Source organism: Halobacillus sp. ACCC02827 (genome assembly GCF_030291935.1).
Classification (GTDB): Bacteria; Bacillota; Bacilli; order Bacillales; family Halobacillaceae; genus Halobacillus.
This window is the reverse complement of record NZ_CP128168.1, coordinates 1,139,344-1,164,861: the sequence shown is the minus strand read 5'-3', so window position 1 is coordinate 1,164,861 and position 25,518 is coordinate 1,139,344. Positions and strand designations below refer to the sequence as shown.

Sequence of the window (25,518 nt, the reverse complement as noted above, 5' to 3'; positions counted from 1 at the left end):
GCATCCTCCCCTCTCCCTCTATCTTACGAACCGGACGCTCCGGCTTATGCAGACGTGTGGATCTGCCTTTATGGGTGGCCGATCGTTATGTAATTCAAATAATAGTTGACCGCCATCAACAAAAAGAAGCTGAAGAGCATGACGGTATTGACGATCATCAGCCAATACTTCTCAATAAACGCGGCAAAGAGAATCCCGATTGGTCCGAACAGGAAGGTAGCCATCCAAAGCGGGCTGTCCGACCGGAAGAACAGATTCGGAATCCAGACGATGATACAGATCAAAAAGCATACCAGTGAGGAAATGTAATAGATTCTTTTTCTTTCCATCGCACCAAAAACCCCCAACTAATCTATGATGTAACATACACGAAATGGAAATTCTATCTTATCGTACCACAGCTTGGAATTCTATGACGAAATTTGTATAAAATAAGGGACTTCCCGGCTGTTCTTCTACATAAAAAAAGTCCGGTCCTATACTAAGAACCAGACTAACAGGCTGTGGAGAGGTATCATTTTTCAGGGTTTGATGCGGGAAACAGGCGCTTCAAACAAAAAAAGTAAATGAGACGGTCAGCGGATAATGAAATCCCCCGACTTCGTATCTACTGTTAAAGCAGGCGCCTTACCGCTTCCACGCATCCCTTTCAAGCGGTGCTCTTCCTTCTCTTCATATACGAGGTCATCCAGACGAACGGTGCCGTCACCGGAATGAGATGCGAATTGGACCTCAAGATTTTTCGGTTCCTTTCCTTGGTAATCCCAAGCCACATCCCCACTGTGGGTCTTTATGTCTGCCGTTCCATGAATCGAAGGCTCCTTCACGAGCACATCGCCGGAATGCGTGGATAAACCCAGCTCTTTCCCTGACAGTTCTTCGAAACGGAAGGAGCCGCTTTGGGAGTTCCAGTCACCCGAACCTACCTCATTTTGTTCCAACGACACATCCCCGCTCTCTGTTTTCCAGTGCAGGGTGGAAAACTCGGTGTCTACCATTTGAAAATCACCGGAAGCAGTATCTACGTCCGCCTCCTTCCCCTTCAGAGACTCTATCCGGATATCGCCGGACTCGCTTTTAATCGTGACGGATGCAAACAGTTCTTCAGGAATCGCGATCTCCACTTCCGGTCCTTTTGATTGAAGACCGAACGAGAGATTGACAGACGGTCCGGAGTCAAGCTGCTGAAGTGTCCACGTCCTTTTCCCTTCCTTTACAGCGTACATCTCTTTATTCCGTTTATTAGCAGGGCCCTTATACACCAACGTCAGTTCCTCTCCCTCTGCAGGAACGAGATGAACATCCATCGATGTCACGTCCATCTTAAGATTCTTCAGCTCTGATATGTCGTACTTCTCTGTTGCCTGTACTTCTTCCGCATCAATCACGAATAAAGAGACGATGCTCCCGATCCCACTTACGACGAACACACTGACTAATACGATCCACCACTTCTTCATGCTCATTCTCCTTTAATGAGATGCCTATTGTATTTCAGATACGTCAAACTTCCTTTATACAGCCATTTACCTAAATGCCACAAACCGATCATCAGCATGATGCCGCCGCTGCCCATCGTCATCGCCATGAAAAAGTCGGCAAAGATATTAGAATACGTCCGGGTGATGAGCATGAACAGGAAGGCAAACGGCGTCAATGCCAGTGCTGCTGCCGTAGCGACCAAGCCGACATAAATCCCGAGAATGCCTAGTGCCGGACCGAGTACGATGACAAGGTTAAAAAGGCTCAAACTGAGACTTGCCAGAATGGCACGGAAGATATTCGGAAAGGTGCGATGCTTCTCCGCCTTCTCTATCAATGTACTCGCGATATATTCCTTCGCTACCTGCTTCGGGTGCCCCAGTTCACGGATTACCTCCTCCTCTTCCCTGCCTTCCTTCATCCCGACGCGGATGTGTTCCTCGTAATCAAATAAGATTTCCTTTCGTTCCTCTTCCGGGAGACCGCGCAGCTCCCGTGCCAATCGATCCATGAATACGGCCTTCTTCATTCCTTCATCCTCCTTTTATCCATCAACCCATTGACGGCTTCCGCTAAACGCGTCCATTCCTCCATGAGCGTTTCCATCCTCTGTGTTCCTTCTTCGGTCAACTGGTAGTATTTCCTCGCCGGCCCCTCCCTCGACGGAGCCATATACGTGTCCAAGTACGCCTCTTTCGTCAACCTCCGGAGCAGGGGATACAACGAGCCCTCCCCGATCTCCATATGTTCGGATATATTTTGAGCGAGCTCGTAGCCGTACTGATCTTTCTCTGCAATCAAGATCAACACACACAGCTCAAGCGCCCCTTTCTTGAATTGTATATTCAGTCTGACACCAACTTTCCATTTGTTGGTATAAGAATATCACTCAGTAGTGAACATTGCAAGGTACTGGATGAAAAAAAATGAAAGTCCTGAGACTTTCCATGGACCCGCTAAGCCTGGGTTTCTTTTTTCTCCAAAAAATACTTGATCCCTGCCACCGTCCCGATACCGAGCAGGGCGTAATGCAGTCCTGTCACTGTGGACTGCGGAGTAATGCCGTTCTGCCAGAAAGAAAATGCAACCCCGAGCACGATAGCAAGAATCGGAATGAACCGGTTCGGTACCCTGTCCGTCTGCCGGATGGCATAAAGGACGAGCGCAAGGCCTGCATACGGTGTGAACCCTGTCATGAAGTCCATCATCATCCTCATTTCTTTATTAAGACATATACTTATACGTATTCACAGCCAATCCTTTCAAGTACGCCAACGACAAAAAGCGTCCTGCTTCCATCAGCAGGACGCTCTTCTTATATCTGTTGAATGCCCTCTACAAGCGTTTCAATCAGGAAATTCAAGTCTTCTTCTTCGATGACAAGCGGTGGAGCAAGCGTCAGAACATTATTGAACCCGGCAACGGTCATCCCGTTCTTGCCAATGATGATCCCCTTCTCCTTGCAGTAACCGATGACTTTATTCACCTTGCTTATGTCGAGCGGATCCTTCGATGCCTTATCCCGGACAAGCTCGATCCCTACAAGAAGCCCCTTCCCTCTCACATCTCCGACATGCGGGTGGGACTGGAGACGGTCGGATAATTCATTTCTTAAAAGGGACCCCAACTGTTTCGAACGATCGAAAAGATTCTCCTGTTCCATAATTTCAATGTTTTTCAGCGCGACGGCGCAGGCGGCAGGATGACCACCGAACGTATTGATATGACGGAAGAAATCATACGCATCCTCCCCCGAGAACGCCTCGTAGATATCCCGGCGGACAGCTGTGGCAGACAAAGGCTGATAGGCACTCGTAATTCCTTTCGCCATCGTAATGATATCCGGTTTCACACCATAATTCATGAAGCCGAACGGTTCGCCCGTGCGTCCGAAACCGCAGATAACTTCATCGACGATCAGAAGCGCCCCGTGCTTCTCGCATACCGCTTTCACTTCTTTTAAATATGATTCCGGCGGTGTAATGATTCCACCTCCGGTGATGATCGGTTCCATGATGACGCCGGCGATGGATTCGCTCATTTCCCATGTCATCACTTGATCGATTTCCTTCGCTCCCCATCGGTCTGATTCATCGTGGTTATTCCGGTACGTATCCGGCGGAGCGACATGGAGGAATCCCGGGGCGAGCGGTTCGTACTTATACTTTCTTTGTGCCTGACCTGTTGCAGAAAGGGCAGCGGCGGAATTGCCGTGGTAAGCCCTGTAGCGGGAAATGAATTTAGAACGATAGGTATCCCCTTTTTGCTGATGATACTGCCGGGCAATCTTGAAAGCCGCTTCATTCGCCTCCGAGCCGCTGTTGGAGAAGAAGATAACGTACTCATCTCCGAGCATTTGATTAAGCTTTTCCCCCAGCTTGATGGCGGATTCATGACTCTGGCTCATCGGCATATAGGACAGCTGTTTGATTTGATCATAAGCCGCCCGGGCAAGCTCCTCCCGTCCGTAGCCGATGTTCACACACCAAAGGCCGGACATCGCATCCAGATAACGGTTGCCGTCGACATCCGTGATCCAGGCGCCTTTCCCCTCTTTTACAATCATCGTTTCCTTAGGATTGTACGGCTTCATGCCGTGCCATACATACTTCTCATCCTGCGCGTGCAGTTCACTTTTAACATCCGCTTTTGCCATCTTGCCGCCTCCTTTATTTGGTTACTTCCATTATCTGATATGACAAAGGCAGGCGCATTAGACATTGTGTCAAACACTCAACGTTCCATTTAAACATTTTGACTATAAAAAAAACGCATCCCAGTGGATACGTTCTGTTCAGCCGGTTAAGAGACTTAAAACAACAAATATAAGGATGTAAGAACAGCCTTTGAGTACAGGGAGCAGGGAAGTGGGCAGACTCCGACCTAAAGGAGAAAGCAGGAAGAAGGCTCGCCTGCCGTGCCCTAGAGAGCGCCCCATTTTCCGGGAAACACCACCTTCTCCTATTATCCCTCTTCAACAAGTCAGGTACACACGTGTTTTCAATGGATCGTTTCCTGATATTCATGAGCGAGGAGGGCAAATTCGATGACCTGCCTTTTCTCAGACTCCATAAAATCAGCGCCAAGAAGCATTTCCAGCTTTTCCAGTCGATGGTAAAGCGTCTGACGGACGACAAACACCCGGCTGGCCGTTTCCTTCTTGGATCCGTTGCATGCTAAGTAGACCCGCAGCGTTTCCAATAGATTCGTATGATGCTTTTCATCATAGTCAATGATCGGCTCCAGGTATTCATGGACGAGACTGTCGAGACTGCTGTGTTTATGTACGAGGGAGATCAGCCGGTACATGTGCATATCATCATAAAAATACTTTTCGTTCCCGCATGGAAGCTTATCCTGAATTCCGAGTGTCTCCTGGGCCGTCTCGTAGCTCTCCCATAATTGATCCAGACGCTTCACATATTTCCCACCTGCAATTTGGAAGGATTCGATGCTCGAATCATGAAGCATGCTGATCTTGCGCAGCCGGTCGATTCCCTTCTTCAAACGCGGCTTCCACTCTTCTCCGTCCTTCTTATCGAGAAGAATAAAGGTCAGCAAATGGCGTTTCTCGACAGGAAATACGAAGTAACCGTTCTGATCGAAAATGTTATGAAGCAGCATATTTAAATACGTAATATCCGGATTGTTGGCCTGTGATTCACTCATATGCAGCTTCACGGTCAAAACGATAGCGCCGGAGATTTCCGAACGGATTTTATAATGGGTAAGATGATCTCTGATTTCCTCCATGGTGTGCACCCCCTGCAGCCATTCGACGAGCCATTCCGTCTCCTTGGCTTTCCGCTTCTCCTCGGTGTAGAGCTCCCGGAGCAGATATTGAGCAAGCGCCGTTGCTGTCCGGTCAAGGAGAAGGGATTCAAATTCACCGAACTCTCTCCGGTTGCACACTAAATAGATCGAAGCGAACTCGCGGTCGAAAACGTGAACCGGCTGTTTGATCACGTGCTTCGACTGTTCCTTCGACCGGCGGTTCAGATCAGAAATAACCTTCTCCCGATCCACTTCCCGAAGTCCGGGAATGGTTACGACTTTATGATCTTTCGCAATATAAACCAGCTGGCAGTTGACATACTGCTGGAGATATTTAAGAATTTCAAAATAATTGTCAATAGCAAGCACGCGCTTATTCAGTCGCTGCGCGTAATCTTCCAGATTCGATATGAGTTCGTATTGATGATTGATTAAATTGGCGTGGATATCCTGAGTAATCTCGACGAACGAGACCTCCTCTTCGAAAACGATGATCGGGAAATCATTTTCCTCTGCAATCGACAGGGCTTCATCAGATATGGCGTGAATGAAGCTGCCTAACTCGATGCAGATGCCTGCAACTTTCCGGTCGATCAGCTGATGAAGAAGGTGGACAAACAACCCGTCGTCATCCTTCCAGCCGAAGCCGGTGGATAATACAAGCTCTCCGCCTTTCAAATTACTGCGTACATCAATCATTTCGAATACATGGACCCACTTGACCAGGCGGTTCATTCCATTATGTCCTGCAATGACCTTTGCAGAATCGAAGTGCTTTCTGTTCAAGACATCCTTCATTGAAATGCGATACTTCATAGAAATACCCCTCTTCCAAAGTACTACAAACTATCAGAAAAATCTAATTAATTGTGAGAAAATCTTACAAAACAGAAAAATCCTCCTATACATTTCTTGCATGCCGGACTATTTACACAGGTGAAGCGCGATGTCACCCAATCATGACATAAACGCAACCGTCCGTTGACAAGATGCCTTTGGAATTTTATAGAAACTCTTCCCTTCCTTCTATACAATAAGAGTATAAGAAACGAGAGGGGTTTACAGATGACGTTTGGTGAGAAGGTCCGAAAGTTAAGAAAAGAAGATGGATTGTCGCAGGAGGCATTAGCAGAGGAATTGGATACGACAAGGCAGGCAGTGAGTAAATGGGAAAATGATCAAGGTTACCCTGATACAGAAAAACTTCTTACGATCGCCACCTATTTCGGAGTTTCCATCGACTACCTATTAAAGCAGTCCTACGGAACAAGTGCACCGGAAGCAGAAACCTATTACGTCAGTGATGAAATGGCGGAAGGATACGTTGATCAAATGACGAAAATGGCACGGCCGTTTTCTTGGAGTGCAGTTCTGATAGCCTCTGCCTTTGTCCCTTATTTACTTTTCACCCGTCCGGCGGTGTACGCATTTCTCATCGTGCTGCTCGGGAGTGCAGGTCTGCTTACCTTTATTTATGCCGTGTCCAAAGAATCGAAGAAGTACGACTTTCTAACCACAAAGCCGCTCACGTTCGACCATACTTACCTCAGTCAGTTGACGGAACAATACGAGCAGATAAAAAAGCGATTTTCTATATGGATCGGCGTCGGCATCACTTTTATCATCATCGGGGTTCTATCCTTTGCATTAGAGGAGAACGGGATTACACAAGGGTATTTAACAGCATACTACCCGGTTTTCGTGCTTTTGATCGGAATTGGTGCAGCAGCTCTCTTCCGGACGCTCCCTGTATTGGCCGCTTATCAACTGCTTGTGCATAATGAACAACATATCCAAGCTCTCCAAGCACGCTCTGAGAAGAAATGGCGGAAATTATGGAAAGAATGGTTTTAAACAGAAAACAGCCGGCGCTAACGCCGGCTGTTCAGGTTGTCCAGAAACGTTAAATTGCCTTAACGTGGGGTACAGGCAGAATCGTTCTTTATCATAAAGCACTCGATCTACCCTTCGTCTACTAAAAAGGAACCTTTCTCACGCAGCTGCAGCCTTATGAAATCCCGGCCTTCTTCTGCTGCTGAACAAGAATCGTGGAAAAGTATTTCCGGGAATCCGGATGGAGAATATGCAGCCTCTCCGTTTCCGCTCTCGTGGAATCGTTTCCCTGATAATCGAACTCAAGGAAAGCACCATCAAGATTCTCCGTCACCCCTTTGATGATATATCCCTGCTCCAGTAAAAAATCGATTTTCTCCCGTTCCGCTTCAAATTCCTGATAACTGGACATGTCCATCTCCTCCTTTTAAGCTTCTGCTTTCGGTTTAAATTCATCCGTTCCGGTTTTCTTACCCAACCGTTCCTCGACAAAGCGCTCCCCTATTTCCCAATCCCGGCCTACTGTAATACCCAGGTAGTCCTCATCACTAGGGTTGTCGATCTCTGCCTGCCGGTGTTTGTTGAAGTACCAGTATTTTGCAAGGACATAATAAATGGCGGCACCCGCAGCGAATCCGACGAAGAAGGAATACGTACTGAAGGAATAGGCAAGCACACTTCCTATTACCCAGGAAATAATTCCGGCCCAATTCACACCCCCGTCATAACGGTACTGGCCTTTATGTTCATACAGATCGTAAACATTCATCCGCCGTTTACGCAGGAGATAGTAGTCTGCAAAAATGATGCCGACTATGACGGAAAGAACTGCGGCAGCAATAAGCAGGACGGACATGAGCAGGTTAAAAATACTCCACGGCTGAATGATAGTCCCTATCAGACCGGCCATAAATACCCCCGCCCAAAACGGCAGCTTCGGTCCGCCCACGTTAGAGAAAATAGTGGCAGCAGGTACAATATTTGCAGAGACGTTCGTCGACCATTGAGCGAGAACAATCATAAGCAAAAGAATACCAAGAACGAGCCCGCTGGCAGACTCCTGCAGGGCGACGACCGGGTCGAAATTGGAAACGGCAATATAGGAAACCGCTCCGAGTACGACAATGAACGTCTGTGTCAGCGGCAGGGCGACGAGGCTGCCTACGAGCGCACCTTTATTCCTTTTCACCCAGTTCCGCTCATGCTTCGGAGCTTTGATGAAGCGGGAAATCGATGAAATATCGGCAGCAAGCGTCGACCAATACCCCATGTTTCCGACTACGACGATCATAAAGGCTGTGAAGGCGGCTCCTCCGGTAACCGGGCTTTCCACCCATGACCAAATGTCTTTGTTCTGAGCAGCCGCTTCTCCGGACAGGTTAAAGAACATCCATACGCCAATCAGGATAATGATTGGAGCTGCCAAATCAGCAAATTTCTCTACAGCTTTAATACCCAACGCAGTATTGAATAATTGAAATAAAGCAAAAAGAACGTAACAGATGAACCAGTTATCAAAGCCTGTGAGGATGTTCAAAATTCCATTGATGGCCGTCGACCCGAAATACGTATTGATTCCAAACCACATCGAGGCAGCAACTCCTCTTACGATCGAGGGAAAGTGCGTGCCGATCGTACCGAACGGTGCTCTCATATAGACAGGAAAGGAAATACCATGTTCAATACCTATATCCGCCGTGAGCGTAATGAAAAGCCCGATCAGAATGGTTCCAATCAGCGTACCGAGGACGACCCAAATCAAGGAAATGGACTGAACACCTGCTCCACCGATGGCAAAGGCGGCTAACACAACTGCCATCCCAACCCACATGAATGTAAATCCGAGCGTACTGATTTTCCTTTCGCGGTGAGGAATCGGCATAAGGTCCGGCGACTTTAAATGGTTGTTACTTTTGTCCATAGTCGGACTCCTCCTACTTATAAATTTGAGGCGGCCGCCCTTAGGAGAGGGCGGCCGGACCATCAATTCTGGTACAGTTCCTGCTGATTTTCTTTCCTTTCCCCAAAGCGGGCCCGCTTCAAGTAGCTGCCGCTTCCAATTTCACCGACGAACTCCTTGTCCTTGATGACGTACGATCCGCGTGACAAAACGCTGACAGGTTGTCCTGTTACTTCCATCCCCTCGAAAGGATTGTAGTCGGCAGCCATATGGCTTGTATCGACGGAAATCTTCCGCTCAATATCCGGATCAAAAATGACGAGGTCGGCATCAGCGCCGATGCTGATCGTCCCCTTCTGTGGGAAAAGGCCAAACGTCTTCGCAATCCGGGTGGATGTGATGTCCACGAACTGGTTCAGACTGATTCTGCCCTTCTTCACACCTTCTGAGAAGAGGATCGTCATCCGGTCTTCGATAATCGGTCCTCCATTCGGTATTTTCGTAAAATCGTCCTTGCCCATGTCTTTCTGACCTTTGAAATCAAACGAACATTGATCCGAACCGAGCGTCTGCAGCACACCTGTTTTCAAAGCATTCCACAGCACATCCTGATGTTCCTTTTCACGGAGCGGAGGGGACCAGACGTATTTCGCCCCTTCAAAATCCGGCTTCTCTAAATAGGATTGATCGAGAACCAAATATTGTGGACACGTCTCGCCAATGATGTGATAGCCTTTTTTCCTTGCTTCCGCTATCTCTTTGACCGCCTGTCCGCAGGAGACGTGGACGACATAGAGCTGGGAGTCGGCAAGCCCTGTCAATTGCGCAGCGCGTCCGGTCGCTTCCCCTTCCACTTCCGGCGGCCTTGTCAACGCGTGATAAATCGGCTCCGTCTGGCCGGCTGCGAGTGCCTTATTAACAAGATGTTCGATGACATCTCCATTTTCCGCATGGACCATGACAAGCCCACCGAGCCGCTTCGCTTCTTCCAGCGTCCGGAATAATGTTCCATCGTCTGCTTGGAACACGTTCTTGTAAGCCATGAAAACTTTGAAGGAAGTGATGCCCTCCTCATCGATCACGCTCGGAAGCTGTTCCAAAACGCTCTCATTCATTTCGCTGATCATCAAGTGGAAACTGTAGTCGATGACCGCCTTATCTTTGGATTTTGCATGCCACTCATCAATGGAGTCCTGAAGCGGTTTCCCTTTGTTCGTCAGACAGAAATCGATCACGGTCGTTGTCCCGCCGTGAGCCGCCGCAATGGTCCCCGTTTCAAAATCGTCTTTACTTACCGTGCCGCCGAACGGCATTTCCAAGTGAGTGTGCGGATCGATGCCGCCCGGAAAAACGTATTTCCCTTCCGCATCTACGACTTCTGCCCCCGCTTCGGATAACTGGTTACCAATCAAAGCGATCTTTCCATTCTCTACAAGAATATCGGCCTTGTAGGAATCGGATGCCGTTACGATCATTCCGTTTTTGATGAGTTTCTTCATTCTATCCCTCCGTATATTATTTGATTAAATCGACGTCACACGCTGCTGCGGCACCGATGGCTGTCTGCCGCTCGTTCCAAGTCATCGGCGGCTTGCCGTTGGCATACTCCACCATATCGATCGCCCCGTCGACAGGACAGACGATCGAACACAAGTTGCACCCGACGCAGTCTTCTTCCCTGACACGAAGGATATCGTTTCCGCCCTCATCCTTCAGCATATCGATACACTGGTGGGACGTATCTTCACAGGCGATGTGGCACTTATTGCAATTGATGCACACATCATTATTGATCTTTGCGACAATTTGATGATTGAGATCAAGGTTCCCCCAATCCGAATACTTCCCGACCGATTTGCCGACGAGGTCCATGACGGAATCTATGTTCTTCTCGTCCAGGTAGTTGTTCAAGCCGTCAATCATATCTTCGACGATACTGAATCCATGGTGCATAGCCGCTGTACAAACTTGGACACCGGTTGCTCCCATGAGCATAAACTCAACAGCCTCTCTCCAGCTGGATACGCCGCCCATACCGGAAATCGGTACGTTTATTTTCGGATGGCGCGCACATTCCGCTACCATATTGAGTGCGATCGGCTTAACAGCAGGACCGCAATAGCCGCCGTGCGCCCCTTTCCCGGCTACGTTCGGTATCGTGTCCCACGTATCAATATCGACACCCGCAAGGCTGTTGATCGTATTGATCATACTGACCGCATCAGCTCCCCCGTTAACAGCAGCTTGTGCAGTGAAGGTAATATCGGTAATGTTAGGAGTTAATTTGACGATGACCGGCGTCTGCGCCACTTCTTTCGCCCACATCGTCTGCTTCTCCACAAGCTCCGGGACCTGCCCCGATGCCGCTCCCATCCCCCGTTCGGCCATTCCGTGCGGACAGCCGAAGTTGAGTTCCAATCCATCGACACCGACATCCTCCACACGTTTGACGATTTCATGCCACTTCTCCTGAGTCGGTTCGACCATCAGGGAAGCGATGATCGCGTGGTCCGGGTATTTTTTCTTCGTTTCATAAATTTCCTTCAAGTTGACTTCGAGCGGCCGATCTGTGATCAGCTCGATATTATTGAATCCAGCAACTTTCTTCCCATTGAAATTCACGGCTGCGAAACGGGAGGAAACGTTCAAGATCGGCTCCCCGAGCGTCTTCCATACCGCACCGCCCCATCCTGCTTCAAAAGCACGCTGCACTTGGTAACCTGAGTTCGTTGGTGGAGCGGATGCCAGCCAGAATGGGTTCGGAGATTTGATTCCTGCAAGATCCAAACGTAAATCTGCCATAGATGAAAGCCTCCTCTTTTATTCGTTTATCTCATCAACGTTGGTGCCGGTGCGAGTTTCTTATGAATAGCCATAGCCGCCTCTTTCCCCTGCTGAGCAGCTGTGACGACCATCGCCTCTCCTTGTCCTTTAGCGAAAATGACATCGCCTGCCGCGTAGACGTTTTCCTTAGACGTCTGCAGCGTTTCCGGATCGACTTTAAGCACGCCATTGGCATGATCCAGTCCAAATTGCTCCAACATTTCCGTATAGCGATTTTGACCGATTGCTTTAATGACGACATCCACATCCATCGTGAACTCGGAATCCTCTACCGGGGCCGTCTTCCTTCTTCCATCCGCTTCCGCTTCGCCGAGAGCCATCTTCATACACTTCAGCCCGGAAACCCTGCCCTCTTCATCACCGATTACTTCCACAGGCTGTGTCAACCAGTGGAAGGAGACATCATCCTGTTTTGCGAAATCATATTCGAAATCGTACGCGGTCATTTCTTTCGCTGTCCTTCTGTAAACGATTTTTACATCCGCGGCTCCTTTACGCGCTGCGCAGGTGGCGGCATCGATGGCCGTGTTTCCCGCTCCCACGACAATGACGTTCTTACCGAGCAGTTCCTTCGTGATCGGCTGTGTCTTCGTTTCTTTCACAAATTCGATGGCATCCCGGACACCCTCCAGCTCTTCTCCAGGGATGCCCAGCATCGGTACATGACCCATGCCGATGGTCAGGACTACTGCATCATACTTCTCTTCCAGCTCCGACAGGCTCACATCCACGCCTACCTTTGTATTCGTGCGGATTTCTACATCCAATTTCCGAACTTGGTCGACTTCCCAACGCGAAACGTCCTGGGGCAGACGGAAAGAGACGATGCCGTATGTATCGAGTCCTCCCGCTTCTTTCTCTGCCTCGAATATCGTCACTTCATAGCCGAATCGTGCAAGCTCACGAGCTGATGCCAGACCAGCCGGCCCACCCCCGATTACCGCCACTTTCTTCCCATTCTTCTCCCCCGGCTTGAACAGCAGCTGCTCATTTTTGATTGCCCAGTCTGTGGCAAACCGCTGCAGATCACCAATAAGGATCGGTTCTGTCGAATGGTTGAGCACACAAGCACCTTCGCATAACTCTTCTGTCGGACACACCCTCGCACACGTCGCTCCGACCGGATTCGCTTCCATGATCGTCGTCGCTGACCCTTTCAAGTTTCCGGAAGCGATCTTCTTAATGAACTTCGGTATATCTATACTTGTCGGGCACGCTTTGATGCAGGGAGCGTCATAGCAGTATAAGCAGCGGTTCGATTCCTCCATCGCCTCCTGTGTATTCAGGCCGGTATGGACCTCCTTGAAATTCGCCTGCAGATTATCGAGAGAGATACCCTTGCTTTTCAACTGAGTCAATGCTTTTCCCTCCTCTTAGTAATCGTCCATATAAAAAAGTCCTGTATAAAACGACCGATGTTCCTTCGTTCTACACAGGACTTCCAAGTGTTCGTGTTGTTATGGGAGCAGCTGTCCCATTTTCTCGTAGGTTTCTGGTCTTCGATCCCGGTAAAACTGCCATGTGTCCCGGACTTCTCGGATGAACTTCTTGTCCATCTCTCCGATGATCACCTCATCCTTATCCCGACTTCCTTTAGCGACGAAATCCCCCCTCGGATCGACAAGGTACGATTGTCCGTAGAATTCCCCCATATTCCATGGTCCTTCATAACCGACGCGGTTAATCGCTGCAAGGTAATAGCCGTTTGCTACCGCATGAGCCGGCTGTTCGAGTTTCCAAAGATATTCGGAAAGACCTGCAACAGTCGCAGACGGGTTGAACACAACCTCTGCGCCGTTCAAGCCGAGTAATCTCGCCCCTTCCGGAAAATGTCTGTCATAGCAGATATACACGCCGACTTTTGCAAAAGCGGTATCAAATACCGGGTACCCGAGGTTGCCGGGCTTAAAGTAATACTTCTCCCAGAACCCGTGTCCCTCGTCTCCTACTCCGACATGAGGAATGTGCTGTTTTCGATATTTACCAAGGTACGAGCCGTCTGCGTCAATGACAGCAGCTGTGTTGTAATAGGTTGCAATCCCTTCTCTTTCATAGATAGGAAGAACGATGACGACACCGAGCTCCTTCGCGATTTCCTGAAAGCGGATGGTAGTCGGTCCGTTCGGAATTTCCTCAGCGGCCTCGTACCACTTCGGGTTCTGCTCGGAACAGAAATAAGGACCGTAAAAAATCTCCTGCAGACAAATGATCTGCGCCCCTTTACCCGCCGCCTCCCGGACGAGCTTCTCATGCTTTTCAATCGCTGCCTGCTTGTGTACTTCGACTGGCTCGGAACCATCAACGTCATGAGACGCCTGGATCAAGCCGATTTGAACGTTATCAGACATAACTATTCCTCCTTATGTAAAGGTTGTTGTCTAGATAGAACATCGTGAACAAACGCGGGCCGGCACCCCATCTTGCCAAAAAAGAAAAAAGTATTGAATTTTCAGTATTTTATAATTACTTTACACGATATGAAAAGAATTTCCATTATACATAGTGTAAAAAGTTTGTCAGGTAGAGTTGTATATTTTGTAAAAAGATGGGATTTAACTATATATGGAAAGAAGGGGGGACCGAGAAGTTTGATGATAAAGATAGAGAGAAACGGAAACCCTCCCGGATTTCCGTTTTTGTATTAGAACCAGCGCTGTGTCAGCATTTTACGTTTGGTGTAGAAGTTTAAGCCGTCCTTCCCGTTTGCATGAAGATCTCCATAAAATGATTTCTTGTTCCCGGAGAATGGGAAGAAAGCCATCGGGGCAGGTACATTCACATTGACCCCAAGCATCCCGGCGTCCATGTCTTCCCGGAACTGCTGGACAGCCTTCCCGCTGGATGTATAAATAACGGCGCCATTGGCGAATTCGGATTGATTGGCCGTTTCGATTGCTTGCTCCAATGTATCTACACGGACGATGCTGAGGACAGGAGCGAAAATTTCATCTTTCCATATTTTCATATCCTTCGAGACGTGATCGAAAATAGTCGCACCGAGGAAGTAGCCCGATTCATGCTCTCTAAGCTCGACTCTGCCGTCACGGACGAGCTTCGCATTGTCAGCCTCCCCTGCTTCAATATAGCCGAGCACCCTCTCCCTGTGCGTTTCCCTGATGAGCGGACCAAGGCTCGTCTCTTCTTCCAGGCCGTTTCCGACATTCAATGCATCCGCCGCCTCTTTCAGTTTTTGGACGAGACCATCAGCGACATCTCCGACCGCAACGACGACGGAGCAAGCCATACAGCGTTCGCCTGCACTGCCGAAAGCGGCGTTGATGATTCCTTCCACGGATTTTTCCAGGTTACAGTCAGGAAGAACGATGGAATGGTTCTTCGCACCGGCAAGAGCCTGAACACGCTTACCGTGATCGGCGGCTGTACGGTACACATACTCAGCAACAGGCTGGGACCCGACGAAGGAAATAGCGTCGACTTCCTCATGCTCAAGCAGACCGTTGACGACGTCATGCGCACCATTAACGATATTGAGCACCCCTTTCGGAAGTCCTGCTTCATGGATGAGCTCGACGAGCATTTTCGCAAGGATCGGCGTCCGCTCCGACGGTTTCAATACAAACGTATTTCCACATACAAGAGCAAGGGGGAACATCCATAACGGTACCATCATCGGGAAGTTGAACGGTGTGATCCCGCCGACGACCCCGACCGGGTAGCGGTACATCCCCGAGTCAATGCCCTCTGCGATGTCCGGCAGCACATCCCCCATCATCAGGCTCGGTGCACCGGCCGCAAATTCGACACATTCGATGCCGCGCTGCACTTCCCCGGTTGCATCTTTCAACGTTTTCCCATTCTCCTGAGTCAGAGCCTTCGCCAATTCCTCGCGATTTTCAATAAGGAGCTGTTGGTATTTGAACATAATGCGGGCCCTTTTTGGCACAGGAACCTTCTTCCAGCTTTGGAAGGCCTTCCGTGCTGATTGGACGGCTTTGTCTACGTCCTCCTTGGAAGAAATCGGAACCTGAGCGATGATTTCTCCTGTAGCCGGGTTAGGGACTTCTTCCACTTTTCCATTTTCCGCTGCTACCCACTCGCCGTCGATAAAGTTCTGGATGGTCACTTGATTTGATTTCGAGAAAGTCGTTTCCATTCGATCACCTCTATGGATAGATTCTGATGCTCTTCTCTTATTATAAATTCTGAAAATTTTAACATCAATGGACGAAGTGTCAAATGGATACCGATGGAAATTAACAGTGTGACGAATTCCCACGAAATTCTCTACGCTTTCGGGATATCAGGGAATCCACTGGATATTCTAATAAAAAATGGATGGAGGAGGATTATCGATGACGAATCAGAAGAAAGCAATCCAGCCGGAACAGCACCAGGAACGCCAGCCGGGGCTGGAAAGTGAGATGAAGCCGTTACCTGTTTATGTGGACAAAAAGTACAAAGGGAGCGGTAAATTATCAGGAAAAACAGCCCTGATCACAGGAGGGGACAGCGGTATCGGGAGGTCTGTCAGTCTGTACTTCGCTAAAGAAGGTGCAGATATTGCCATCCTTTATCTGGATGAGCATGAGGATGCCGCGTTTACGAAGCAGCTTATTGAAGCAGAAGGACGAAAATGTGTCTGCATCAACGGGGATGTCGGCAGAGCAGATTTCTGTGAATCGGCGGTGGAACAGGCGAAGAAGGCGCTCGGACGCATCGATGTCCTTGTAAACAATGCGGCCATGCAGTTTCCCCAAGGTGACCTGACTGCCATAACCAACGAACAGATGGAAAAAACGTTCCGGGTCAACTTCTTTTCTTACTTTTATATGGCGAAGGCGGTCCTTCCTCACATGAAGAAAGGAAGCAGCATCATCAACACTTCTTCCGTGACAGCATATCAAGGAAATGAACAACTGATCGACTATTCCGCAACAAAAGGAGCCATCACCACCTTCACCCGTTCCCTGGCCAAGTCCCTTGTTGGTAAAGGAATCCGCGTCAACGGGATCGCACCCGGTCCGATATGGACCCCGCTCATTCCTGCCAGCTTTGATAAGAAGCAAACGGCTGAATTCGGGTCGGATAATCCAATGGGACGCCCGGGACAGCCGTATGAACTTGCGCCGGGTTATGTATATTTAGCAAGCGAAGATTCCAGTTACGTCACCGGTCAGATGCTCCACATCAACGGCGGTGTCCCTGTGAACGGATAAGGAGGCTTACCGGAAGCCCGGCAGGAAGCGCCACGTCTAGATAGGAACGCTAAAAGAGCTTCTTCAGGCTGTTGGTAAACCCTAAGCTATGGACGGTAGAGATAAAAAACTTCCGTCCATTAAACGTGCGAACCAACCCCTGTAGATAAAAGAAATAAAACAAAAAATAGACTTTTATAATTAAGGATGGAGGGGAATAGAGCAGACTCCTGTGGGAACTGCGGCACAGGTTAGACCCCGGAGCCCGCTCGCTCCCTATGAAAGTACTTGTTCAAGAAGCTGATAGAAAGCTTTCAATCAGCTTCTTTTTTATTCCATTCCATCCGCTCCGTGTTATAATAGACAAAATCTATTACATAATTGTTAGATTAAGGATGGTGTCGGCCATGGTTAATAGTTATTGTCACTGTTTCAGCAATGAAGAAGCGATTGCCAGAGGTGCAGCGGAAAATCGCTCCTACCTCGCCTGCGCATTCGTAAAGGGCCAATTCGGTGCCGTCGAGTTCAGCTTTCGAACAGGGTACATTGACAATCGAAAAGAGCCGGAATACACAACTTTCTACAAGGTATCAGAGGACTTGGAAGACGACGGGGAAACACCTAAGAAAATACATATATACAGCAAGTCCCCCTTAACGAAGGATGAACAGAAACCAGTCGAAAAACCATTTCTCCGCGACTCTGAACTTTATTATTCTTACAAGATCGACCTTAAGCTTGAGAAACTGCGGTGTATGCATCATCATCCGGATGACTATTACAGACTCCTTAGATCACACGAATTGTTCGAAGAAATGAAAACGATCTATGCTCACATTTTCAAATGCTCCCCTTCGGATATAGAAGGAGATAATTTCAACGTGTTGATCGATTAAAAAAAGAAGGGATTGGGAACATCATCGATCACCTCAAACGCTGATTGATGCGGTCCAATCCCTCCACTTTCGCTCTTTCTGTATTCAATTCCCTGCGAAGCAAAACGTTCTCTGCCGTCATTCCTGCCAAAATCGAAACTCCGATCAGACTTCGGAGTACGTCCGGTTCAGGTATAAGATAAGTCACAGCAAATACCGCGGCAGCGGCACCGATCAGGAAGTCTGCCAGAAAACCTAAATAGATTCCTCTCGGCCGAGCCCTCTTCTTTGGGTACACCAAAACCTTTCCATTTCTCATCAAATGAGCAATAACACCGGTAAGCCCTCCTACCAGACCTGCTATGACGAGTGTGTGCATTCATCGTCCCCCCCTGGACTTAAAAAAAAGCGGTGACAGACAGATAATAGAAACATATTTCCATATGCACTAATCATCCGCCGATCACCGCCTCTATCAACACTTCCACACAACGAAAGGCAAGCTATAGCATTATAATGAACATGATATGTCTAGTATACATGTCTTTTTTCAGAAAATAAACAATATTTTGGATATTTTTTGCATTTCTTACTATTTTATGGGATAGAAAGCCGTTTGGATATATAAGCATGGAGCTCTTCCTCGTAATAAAGAACTTCTTCTTTCGTCGATGCTTCGACCATTTTTGTTCGGAGACGGAGGAACTCTTCCTTCTCTTCCAACTGCAGTACGGTGGCCTGCGTGTGTACAGCATCCAAAAGCGACTGGATTTCCCGGTAATAAGCACGTACCTCTTCCATCGAATCAGCTTCCTTTAAACGTTCCACCAATCTGTCATACGTCTGTTTTTGCAATTCATTCATTTGAAAAATAAAGGACACCTCCACCTTATCCTTTTTTTGAACATTGACCCCTATACCATCTCTCTTTTTATAAAACGACTTGTTTACAGAATAACCAAAAAAAGCGGAGATAACTAGTTCAAAAATCCCCTATTAAATGTTAATATCCTTTAACTGCTTATTTACCAAGGGTTCAATCCAAGAAAAAAAATTGAAGATATTTCACACGCTTTTAGAGTAACCATCCTTAAATAAGGGAAAACATAAAATTGTATACTACATAATGAAAGCGGGGATGCTGCATGCAAAAAACGCCGAATTCCACCAGGATGCGCGTCAACGTACGGGACAGTTTCTGGTTTCTGCCGATGATCTACGGCATATTTTCCATTATCTCCGTTATCCTTATGACGATTGCGGACTTTTATCTGCTTCCGCTCATTCAAGACTTCGTACCGAATATCGTCTTGACGAATCAGGATATAGCGAGTTCTCTGTACAGTGCGCTCATCACAGCTATTTTAACGATGACGACGATCAGCTTTTCCACCATCATGGTCGTACTCACCACCTACACGACACAATTTTCACCGCGGACGCTGCAGGACTTCATGAAAAACCGCTTCACCCAGCACGTTCTGGGTGTCTATTCATTCGGATTCATTTTCGCATTGCTGAACTTATTACTTTTGACCGAAGATAAGAAAAAATTGATGGCAAGTCCTTTCTTCACGGTCGTCGTGTCCATCTTCTGTCTTGCCTTTTTTATTTTGTTCATCCATCACTCCTCCCGCTTCGTGCAGGTGAACAACCTGATCAGCGAAATCAGGGACAGGACGTCCGGATTGATCAGGAAAACATACCAGGACAAATCCTATAAGCAAAGCGGGGAATGGTCGGAAGATGCACTGCATTCCATCCGCGCAGGAGAACCATTCTTTATAAATTCCAAAGTGACAGGATACATTCAATATATTCAGATCGGCCCTTTGATCAAATGGGCGAAGAGAGAAGATGCCGTAATAGAAGCAACTTTCCAAATCGGGGATTACATCCAAAAAGGTATGCCTCTCTTTAAATTATGGTCCAGGCATGAAGTCGACAATGATCAGAAGTGCACTGAATATCTGTTGATCGGCAACGAACGTGTCGACAGTCAGGATTTGGAGTTTTCGATCGAGAAGCTGGTTGAAATATCGGTGAAGGCTATTTCTCCGAGTATCAACGACCCTCATACGGCTATCAACTGTATCAACCGGATCGGATCTCTCCTTTCCGAATTAGGCAGGGAATTTAAGCCTTACCGGTATTTCATTGACGCAGACGATGAACTCCGCCTTATCATGGAGCCGCGTCACTTCGAAGAATACTTGTACAAAAGCTTTTACCAGATCCGCATTTACGGCAGTCACGATATTTCCGTCATGAACGGAGTGCTTGAAGCCTTATATAAAGTCGCTCTTGTCAACGGAAATGCAGTCAAGGAAGACGTCTGGAGATTTACCGAGTATATGCAGAAAGCGATCGAAATAGATGAAAATGAACTGGATTATGCTTATTATTCCAAACAGGTGGATAAAGTGAAGCAGGCTTGTTCGATGAACAGCTGATCCAAAACGGACGTCTGATCCTCTGATCAGGCGTCCTTCTATTCCTAAAGCTATTCAAACCGTTTCGTCCACTTCTTCAGCTTTTTGTATCTGTTGTGCTGCTCTTCATGAAAGCGAAGAAGCTGCCTCTGAATTCTCGTCAATCTTCCCATGACCTGCCGCAGATACATATACTTGTAATCCTCATAGATCCCCGGATCCACGTCAACGACCTCCATAAAAGGGGAATTATCCAGATCAATTAAGAACGCAACTTCTCTAATGATCGATCTGTGTATCCTTTGGCCGTTGTACTCCACGCCATCCATATCCAATCCACCGAGTGAGTCCAGGACACGCGTGAGTGACTGTTGCAGCATTTCTTCATCTTTGACTTCGGCATCTTCATAAAATTGAAAACCGTCGATCGCTCTTTGCAACTGACCGCTCAGCACAGCATGAACTTTCCAATAACTCTCTATTTCCTCTTTTTTCCTGACAGCAATATCGTATCGGAATTGACTCCGCATAATATAAATGGCTACTGCTCCGGAAACGACAATTCCTAGAAACGTCGCAAGGAAGGAAACATCTGTCCATCCCTCCATCACCGCCGCCTCCTCTCTTCCCTGTATATTATTCTTACAAAAAGAAAAAGTGTGCTTGCACAGGTTGGATAATCATGGTATATTCCAATTACCTTGTAATGCAAGATAGCAAGGCATTCTTACACCCCACTATCTTGTTAAACAATATAGTGAAAGGAGGAAAAGGGTTGTCATCTAGCCAGATATTGAAAGGAATTCTGGAGGGATGCCTCCTCGCCATCATTAATAAAGGAGAAACATACGGATACGAAATGATTGAAAAACTGGACCGTTACGGTTTCTCTATGGTGAAAGAAGGAAGCATTTACCCACTGTTGCTGCGAATGAAAAAGCAGGGATTAGTGGAAACACACCAGAAGAAACTTCCCTCCGGGGGACCAAAACGGAAATATTACACCATCACAGAGGAAGGCAGACAAGAGCTTGCCGCATTCACGGAACGGTGGCATACGATTTCCATGGGTGTAAACCAACTGATCAAGGAGGAACAAAATGGAAAATCTGTCGAAGGAAAGTAGTCGGTTTCTAGAAAACCTCAGGCTCTACCTGATTTCAAGCGGAAAAAATGAAACAGAAACAGAGGCGATTGTTGAGGAACTGCACGATCATTTATCCAAAGCAGAGAAGCAGGGGAAGAATGTTAAAGATATTATCGGCCAGTCTCCAAAAGCCTATATGGAGCAATTGTCCGGAGAAATGGAAATCGACTTCAAGGCAATGGCCCGCTACATCCCCCTCATCGTGTTCGGAGGGATGGCCTATTATGTGTTGGGCGACATGATCGACGGAAAGCGATCCTACTCGATGATTGAACTCATCGGTTATCCGGCACTTTCGGTGGCTTTCTTATTCATGGTCGCTGCCGGCTTCCGTGCTCTTGCCTCCCGTTCATGGGGAAAAGTAGGGGAATATTCTGTGTGCGGTGCCCTCGGCATCATTCCGATAGCTATGTTCATAGGCCTTATCTTCCTGGATCGTTCGGTCGCATCCCCATCCATTGCCTTGAATGACACCGCCGTTCTTACAGCAACGATCGTCCCGATTCTATTTTTTATCGGTGCGGCGATATGGATGAAAACGTGGCTTTTCATCGCCATCCCGGCCATTCTTTTTCTTCCGCGATTGGTTGTCCCTTGGTTGAGCATAGGGGGAGAAACTTCGTTAATTGTAGAATCGGTGCTCATCTTTGGTGGTATGGCCGTGCTCCTCTTCCTGATGAACAAAAAAGACAATAACAAAAGCGCCCATCATGGATGAGGCGCTCTTTGCACGCTGCCGAGAATCGACGGTGCGCGGTTGTCTTTGAGCTGTCGGAAGACCTTTGTTAAAGTAGTACATTCACTCCCATTAAACCGATGATGCTGAGGCTGTACAGCCACCACCCCAGGATCTTGTTATGCTTGGAGACTTCTTTGTTCCGATGTACTTGGATGAATTTGTAAGATATAATGAAAAACACCACAATGGTTACTAAAATAATTGGATTCATTTTTATAAACCTCACCTTATCAGAACTTCCTCATCGTGCTGAAAACCCCTAATATACGACCACTGTCTATTGAGGCCATTACTGCTCCCTGGAGCAACGATCATGGTGCCAGCAGGCGTTTCATGTAATGAAAAAGCTCCTCCTGCTTCATAGCGACCGGTTCCTTGGACACCGCGTGATACATATTCATCCCATAACCGATCAAAAGGAACAGCTCTGAAACTTTTTTCGCATCCACATGTGGACCGATTACACCGTGTTCCTTGCCGAATTCAATCCACTGTTTCGACTGCTGAAAGGCAGATTGATGGTGCTCCTGCAGCAACTCCGCTACCTTGGAATCGTGGCGTTGACTGATCAAATACAGAAATATCTCCTTACTTACGTCCTCTTCATCGAAGTGGAATGTGTCGAGTGTCTGTCTTAAAGGAGAATCGAGTTCCGGACGTTCCTTATCTCCAGCCGCCTCATAAAAGCGCTCGTTTGCTGATCTCAGCCCCCTGCTCATCAATTGAGCGAACAGCTCGTTTTTACTTTCCACATAATGATAAATGCCGCCCTTCGTCAGTCCGGTCCGTTCCATGATATCCTTCAGTGTCGTCTTTTGACAGCCTTTTTCTTTTATTAAACGCTCCGTTTCATCAAGCAGCTTTTCCCACGTTTGTTGAGCTTTCATACCTTCACCTCTCCTCCATCATACAAAACCGACCAATGGTTTGTAAAACTCCTTTACAAACCGACGGTCGGTATGTAAACTTGATATTATAATAAAAGAAAGAAGGTCATCCCATGTTTCCATTCTTTTTATTCCTTCATATTGCTGCCGGTTTCAGTGCCTTATTCCTGCTGTGGATCCCTTTGTTCACGAAGAAAGGCGGAAAGGTACACAACCGCTTCGGATGGCTGTTCGTCATCGCCATGACCATCGTCAGCGTTTCAGCAGCCTCCCTTGCCGTCATCCGAATATTCTTCCAGCCGGATACATCCCCCGAACGAATGGCATTTTCCACGTTCCTGCTCTTCATTTCGTTGTTAAGTGCTACGACTGCCTATTACGGCATACGCGTTTTACGCTTCAAAAAGAAAGAAGCCGTCCACCGCCATCCCCTTGATCTTGCCGCTTCTATTTCCTTGCTGCTTGGAGCCATCTGCTGCATGGCCTATGGATTTGCAATCGGGAATGGGTTAATCAGTTATTTTCCTATCATCGGCTTATTCCTTGGTGGAAGCCAGCTCGCGTACTGGCTTCGTCCGATGCGCTATAAACGCAGCTGGATTATTGAACATTTAGTCGGCATGCTCTCTTGCTCCATCTCCACCATCACCGCTTTTACGGTCTTTGGCGCACCAAGGCTATTGAATCTTGATCAGGGCAATTTCCTGCTATGGCTGCTGCCGACTATGATCTTCACCCCGCTCATCGCTTACTTCACGCGGAAATACACGCCCACGAAGAAAAAAACGTTGGATAAAGCCGCTTCCTTGTGAACATTCAGGTCCCGGTTTCAACCGGGAAAAATGTATGGGACGTCCCGGAATAATCGCGGCCCGAAAAGCTCACATTAAGCCTATACGTTTCCCAAAGGGTGAATGGGTGATCATAAATGAAAAATATTAGTAACTGGATTGCGGTACTGGTCTTACTATTCGTGTGTATCAGCACTACGTACAGTCACGCATCCGAGTTGAAACGTCCACGCTCTTTTTACGAAAATCAAGGGTCTGCTGTCTGGGAAGTGCCTAACCCCTCCAAGAGTGTTGCCATTACCTTTGATGACGGACCAAGCGACACCTATACACCTGAAATCTTGGATCTGCTTGACAAATATGATGCAAAAGCGACATTTTTTGTAATGGGGTCAAGAGCAGAAGAAAATCCTGACGTCATCCGGCAGACCGCTTTGGCCGGCCATGAAATTGCCAACCATACGTACAGTCATGGCAGCATGCCAAGGATGAGTACGACAGAAATTAAAGAAGATCTGAACCGGACGAATGACGTCATCGAAGGAATTACCAACACATCGACGACGTTATTCCGGCCGCCGGGAGGATATTATGACACGCGGATCATTAATGCAGTCAACGAAGAAGGCTATACCTTCGTCCTCTGGTCCTGGCACCAGGACACCTATGACTGGAAGCAGCCGGGGGCGGGTAAAATCGTCGCAAACGTTCTGACGAAAGTGCAGAACGGGGACATCATCCTATTTCATGACGGCGGTGGGGACAGATCTCAGACCGTCCAGGCTTTAAAGAAAATTCTTCCGGGATTGAAGAAGCGCGGATATCAGCTGGTGACGGTTTCCGAGCTGATGCGCATGGACCCGCGTTACCAATATCTGAAGGAATTGAATGTAGAGGAAACATGGAACTGACTCCTCTTCCTGAAGACAAACTCCGTGTGGATGAGTTTGTCTTTTTTCTTATACTCCAATTAAAATGGACGGAACAGCACCTACTGCGTCCTGGACATTAGTATGAATAATAGAAATTTCTCCTCTACGCCCTTATACGAATATGTAGAGAGTCCAGGTTCACGATAATAGTATTATGACGGAAAAGAGGCATCCTTATGATTTATATTTATAACGATTACGGCGGTACTCATACCACGTCGATTGCAGCAGCCTATCATCTCGGTTACTTACAAAAGGGGCAGACCCTCGATAAACAAGACATTTTAGAGATTCCCTTTTTCAACAAATTGACAAAAAAAGACGCAGGGAGACTGCTTTTCCACGGACAGGATTCAAAGGGCCATGACGTCTACACCATCGGACGAAAATCCCAGAATCTAGTCGTGCCTGCGCTGAGCGACCTCTGCCAGATCTTCTTCCAATTGTTCGATATCGAAGACCGCATCGTTTTCAGCAACACTTCCCCTACCGTTCCGTTTGTGATGTCGATAGGTGGAGGATTATCCAGGGGGCTCGGTATCGATTCCCTCGGTGTTCCTCTCCTCGTTAAAGGGGCCCAAAAGTGTCACCCACTGATTGCCAGCCTTGTTGAGCATACGATTAAGACCGCAGAAGAAGATACGGATGAATCAATCCTTGTTTTAGAAAATGATGACTTCCACATTTAAAAACATAAAAAAGAAACCCATAAGGGTCTCTTCTTTC

At 47.7% G+C, this 25,518-nt stretch carries 28 protein-coding genes; 9 read left to right on the top strand and 19 right to left on the bottom strand.

Annotated elements, in window-relative coordinates:
* Positions 1 to 68 precede the first annotated feature (68 nt).
* The 7 genes from QRD89_RS06120 to QRD89_RS06090 form a co-directional block, all read right to left on the bottom strand.
* Entirely contained in the window at positions 69 to 329 is a 261-nt protein-coding gene (locus QRD89_RS06120; RefSeq protein WP_008636549.1) for a hypothetical protein, read from the bottom strand.
* 246 nt (positions 330 to 575) lie between these two features.
* On the bottom strand, positions 576 to 1,460 hold the full coding sequence (locus QRD89_RS06115) for a DUF4097 family beta strand repeat-containing protein (protein ID WP_286096504.1): 885 nt from the start codon (positions 1,458 to 1,460) through the stop codon (positions 576 to 578).
* A 2-nt stretch (positions 1,461 to 1,462) separates the two neighbouring features.
* Complete coding sequence (locus QRD89_RS06110; RefSeq protein WP_008636551.1) at positions 1,463 to 2,011, bottom strand: HAAS signaling domain-containing protein; 549 nt, start codon at positions 2,009 to 2,011, stop codon at positions 1,463 to 1,465.
* On the bottom strand, positions 2,008 to 2,331 hold the full coding sequence (locus tag QRD89_RS06105; protein ID WP_026578393.1) for a PadR family transcriptional regulator: 324 nt from the start codon (positions 2,329 to 2,331) through the stop codon (positions 2,008 to 2,010). The genes QRD89_RS06110 and QRD89_RS06105 overlap by 4 nt, the downstream gene beginning before the upstream one ends.
* Before the next feature lie 107 nt (positions 2,332 to 2,438).
* On the bottom strand, positions 2,439 to 2,693 hold the full coding sequence (locus QRD89_RS06100) for a phage holin family protein (RefSeq protein WP_026578392.1): 255 nt from the start codon (positions 2,691 to 2,693) through the stop codon (positions 2,439 to 2,441).
* Between the two features lie 104 nt (positions 2,694 to 2,797).
* On the bottom strand, positions 2,798 to 4,138 hold the full coding sequence (locus QRD89_RS06095) for an aspartate aminotransferase family protein (RefSeq protein WP_286096503.1): 1,341 nt from the start codon (positions 4,136 to 4,138) through the stop codon (positions 2,798 to 2,800).
* 344 nt (positions 4,139 to 4,482) lie between these two features.
* A complete protein-coding gene (locus QRD89_RS06090; protein ID WP_286096502.1) occupies positions 4,483 to 6,072 on the bottom strand; it encodes a PucR family transcriptional regulator in 1,590 nt (529 codons plus the stop codon).
* 249 nt (positions 6,073 to 6,321) lie between these two features.
* Between QRD89_RS06090 and QRD89_RS06085 the strand changes: the two genes are divergently transcribed.
* Entirely contained in the window at positions 6,322 to 7,110 is a 789-nt protein-coding gene (locus tag QRD89_RS06085) for a helix-turn-helix domain-containing protein (protein WP_286096501.1), read from the top strand.
* A gap of 154 nt (positions 7,111 to 7,264) precedes the next feature.
* Here QRD89_RS06085 and QRD89_RS06080 read toward each other — a convergent pair whose 3' ends face one another.
* The 7 genes from QRD89_RS06080 to QRD89_RS06050 all read right to left on the bottom strand — a co-directional run bounded on the left by QRD89_RS06080 (position 7,265) and on the right by QRD89_RS06050 (position 15,947).
* Positions 7,265 to 7,501: a hypothetical protein gene (locus tag QRD89_RS06080; protein WP_286096500.1), complete on the bottom strand. Its 237-nt coding sequence runs from the start codon at positions 7,499 to 7,501 to the stop codon at positions 7,265 to 7,267.
* 15 nt (positions 7,502 to 7,516) lie between these two features.
* On the bottom strand, positions 7,517 to 9,010 hold the full coding sequence (locus QRD89_RS06075) for an NCS1 family transporter (protein WP_008636558.1): 1,494 nt from the start codon (positions 9,008 to 9,010) through the stop codon (positions 7,517 to 7,519).
* A gap of 62 nt (positions 9,011 to 9,072) precedes the next feature.
* Positions 9,073 to 10,488, bottom strand: coding sequence for a dihydropyrimidinase (gene hydA / locus QRD89_RS06070; protein WP_286096499.1), 1,416 nt, complete (start codon positions 10,486 to 10,488; stop codon positions 9,073 to 9,075).
* Positions 10,489 to 10,504: 16 nt separating this feature from the next.
* Entirely contained in the window at positions 10,505 to 11,791 is a 1,287-nt protein-coding gene (gene preA, locus QRD89_RS06065) for an NAD-dependent dihydropyrimidine dehydrogenase subunit PreA (RefSeq protein WP_008636560.1), read from the bottom strand.
* A 26-nt stretch (positions 11,792 to 11,817) separates the two neighbouring features.
* Positions 11,818 to 13,191, bottom strand: coding sequence for an NAD(P)-dependent oxidoreductase (locus tag QRD89_RS06060; protein ID WP_026578387.1), 1,374 nt, complete (start codon positions 13,189 to 13,191; stop codon positions 11,818 to 11,820).
* Between the two features lie 99 nt (positions 13,192 to 13,290).
* Positions 13,291 to 14,181 (bottom strand): nitrilase-related carbon-nitrogen hydrolase, encoded by an 891-nt coding sequence (locus QRD89_RS06055; protein ID WP_286096498.1) that lies wholly within the window; start codon positions 14,179 to 14,181, stop codon positions 13,291 to 13,293.
* Between the two features lie 293 nt (positions 14,182 to 14,474).
* A complete protein-coding gene (locus tag QRD89_RS06050) occupies positions 14,475 to 15,947 on the bottom strand; it encodes a CoA-acylating methylmalonate-semialdehyde dehydrogenase (protein ID WP_008638093.1) in 1,473 nt (490 codons plus the stop codon).
* Between the two features lie 199 nt (positions 15,948 to 16,146).
* Here QRD89_RS06050 and QRD89_RS06045 point away from each other — a divergent pair, with 199 nt between their 5' ends.
* Both QRD89_RS06045 and QRD89_RS06040 read left to right on the top strand, forming a co-directional pair.
* Positions 16,147 to 17,010: an SDR family oxidoreductase gene (locus tag QRD89_RS06045; protein ID WP_008638095.1), complete on the top strand. Its 864-nt coding sequence runs from the start codon at positions 16,147 to 16,149 to the stop codon at positions 17,008 to 17,010.
* Positions 17,011 to 17,396: 386 nt separating this feature from the next.
* Positions 17,397 to 17,885: a DUF1187 family protein gene (locus QRD89_RS06040; RefSeq protein ID WP_008638099.1), complete on the top strand. Its 489-nt coding sequence runs from the start codon at positions 17,397 to 17,399 to the stop codon at positions 17,883 to 17,885.
* Between the two features lie 28 nt (positions 17,886 to 17,913).
* Here the strand turns inward: QRD89_RS06040 and QRD89_RS06035 are convergent, their stop codons facing one another.
* Positions 17,914 to 18,243: a DUF4257 domain-containing protein gene (locus QRD89_RS06035; protein ID WP_008638100.1), complete on the bottom strand. Its 330-nt coding sequence runs from the start codon at positions 18,241 to 18,243 to the stop codon at positions 17,914 to 17,916.
* A gap of 218 nt (positions 18,244 to 18,461) precedes the next feature.
* The gene (locus QRD89_RS06030) at positions 18,462 to 18,728 is read right to left on the bottom strand and encodes a hypothetical protein (RefSeq protein WP_008638101.1); all 267 of its coding nucleotides are present in this window, start codon (positions 18,726 to 18,728) and stop codon (positions 18,462 to 18,464) included.
* A gap of 281 nt (positions 18,729 to 19,009) precedes the next feature.
* On the opposite strand from QRD89_RS06030, the gene QRD89_RS06025 reads away from it, so the two are divergent.
* Complete coding sequence (locus QRD89_RS06025) at positions 19,010 to 20,317, top strand: DUF2254 domain-containing protein (protein WP_286096497.1); 1,308 nt, start codon at positions 19,010 to 19,012, stop codon at positions 20,315 to 20,317.
* A 50-nt stretch (positions 20,318 to 20,367) separates the two neighbouring features.
* Here QRD89_RS06025 and QRD89_RS06020 read toward each other — a convergent pair whose 3' ends face one another.
* Complete coding sequence (locus QRD89_RS06020; RefSeq protein WP_008638103.1) at positions 20,368 to 20,904, bottom strand: hypothetical protein; 537 nt, start codon at positions 20,902 to 20,904, stop codon at positions 20,368 to 20,370.
* Positions 20,905 to 21,071: 167 nt separating this feature from the next.
* Here QRD89_RS06020 and QRD89_RS06015 point away from each other — a divergent pair, with 167 nt between their 5' ends.
* Both QRD89_RS06015 and QRD89_RS06010 read left to right on the top strand, forming a co-directional pair.
* Positions 21,072 to 21,422 (top strand): PadR family transcriptional regulator, encoded by a 351-nt coding sequence (locus QRD89_RS06015; protein WP_008638104.1) that lies wholly within the window; start codon positions 21,072 to 21,074, stop codon positions 21,420 to 21,422.
* A complete protein-coding gene (locus QRD89_RS06010; RefSeq protein WP_286096496.1) occupies positions 21,397 to 22,161 on the top strand; it encodes an HAAS domain-containing protein in 765 nt (254 codons plus the stop codon). The genes QRD89_RS06015 and QRD89_RS06010 overlap by 26 nt, the downstream gene beginning before the upstream one ends.
* Before the next feature lie 67 nt (positions 22,162 to 22,228).
* Here QRD89_RS06010 and QRD89_RS06005 read toward each other — a convergent pair whose 3' ends face one another.
* On the bottom strand, positions 22,229 to 22,393 hold the full coding sequence (locus QRD89_RS06005; RefSeq protein ID WP_286096495.1) for a hypothetical protein: 165 nt from the start codon (positions 22,391 to 22,393) through the stop codon (positions 22,229 to 22,231).
* A 100-nt stretch (positions 22,394 to 22,493) separates the two neighbouring features.
* On the bottom strand, positions 22,494 to 23,069 hold the full coding sequence (locus QRD89_RS06000) for a TetR/AcrR family transcriptional regulator (RefSeq protein WP_286096494.1): 576 nt from the start codon (positions 23,067 to 23,069) through the stop codon (positions 22,494 to 22,496).
* A 113-nt stretch (positions 23,070 to 23,182) separates the two neighbouring features.
* On the opposite strand from QRD89_RS06000, the gene QRD89_RS05995 reads away from it, so the two are divergent.
* The 3 genes from QRD89_RS05995 (at position 23,183) to QRD89_RS05985 (ending at position 25,481) form a co-directional block, all read left to right on the top strand.
* Positions 23,183 to 23,881, top strand: a complete 699-nt coding sequence (locus tag QRD89_RS05995; protein ID WP_286096493.1) for a DUF2306 domain-containing protein — start codon at positions 23,183 to 23,185, stop codon at positions 23,879 to 23,881.
* Positions 23,882 to 23,997: 116 nt separating this feature from the next.
* Positions 23,998 to 24,771 (top strand): polysaccharide deacetylase family protein, encoded by a 774-nt coding sequence (locus tag QRD89_RS05990; protein ID WP_286096492.1) that lies wholly within the window; start codon positions 23,998 to 24,000, stop codon positions 24,769 to 24,771.
* Positions 24,772 to 24,968: 197 nt separating this feature from the next.
* Complete coding sequence (locus tag QRD89_RS05985; RefSeq protein WP_286096491.1) at positions 24,969 to 25,481, top strand: DUF3189 family protein; 513 nt, start codon at positions 24,969 to 24,971, stop codon at positions 25,479 to 25,481.
* The last annotated feature ends 37 nt before the right edge of the window (positions 25,482 to 25,518 follow it).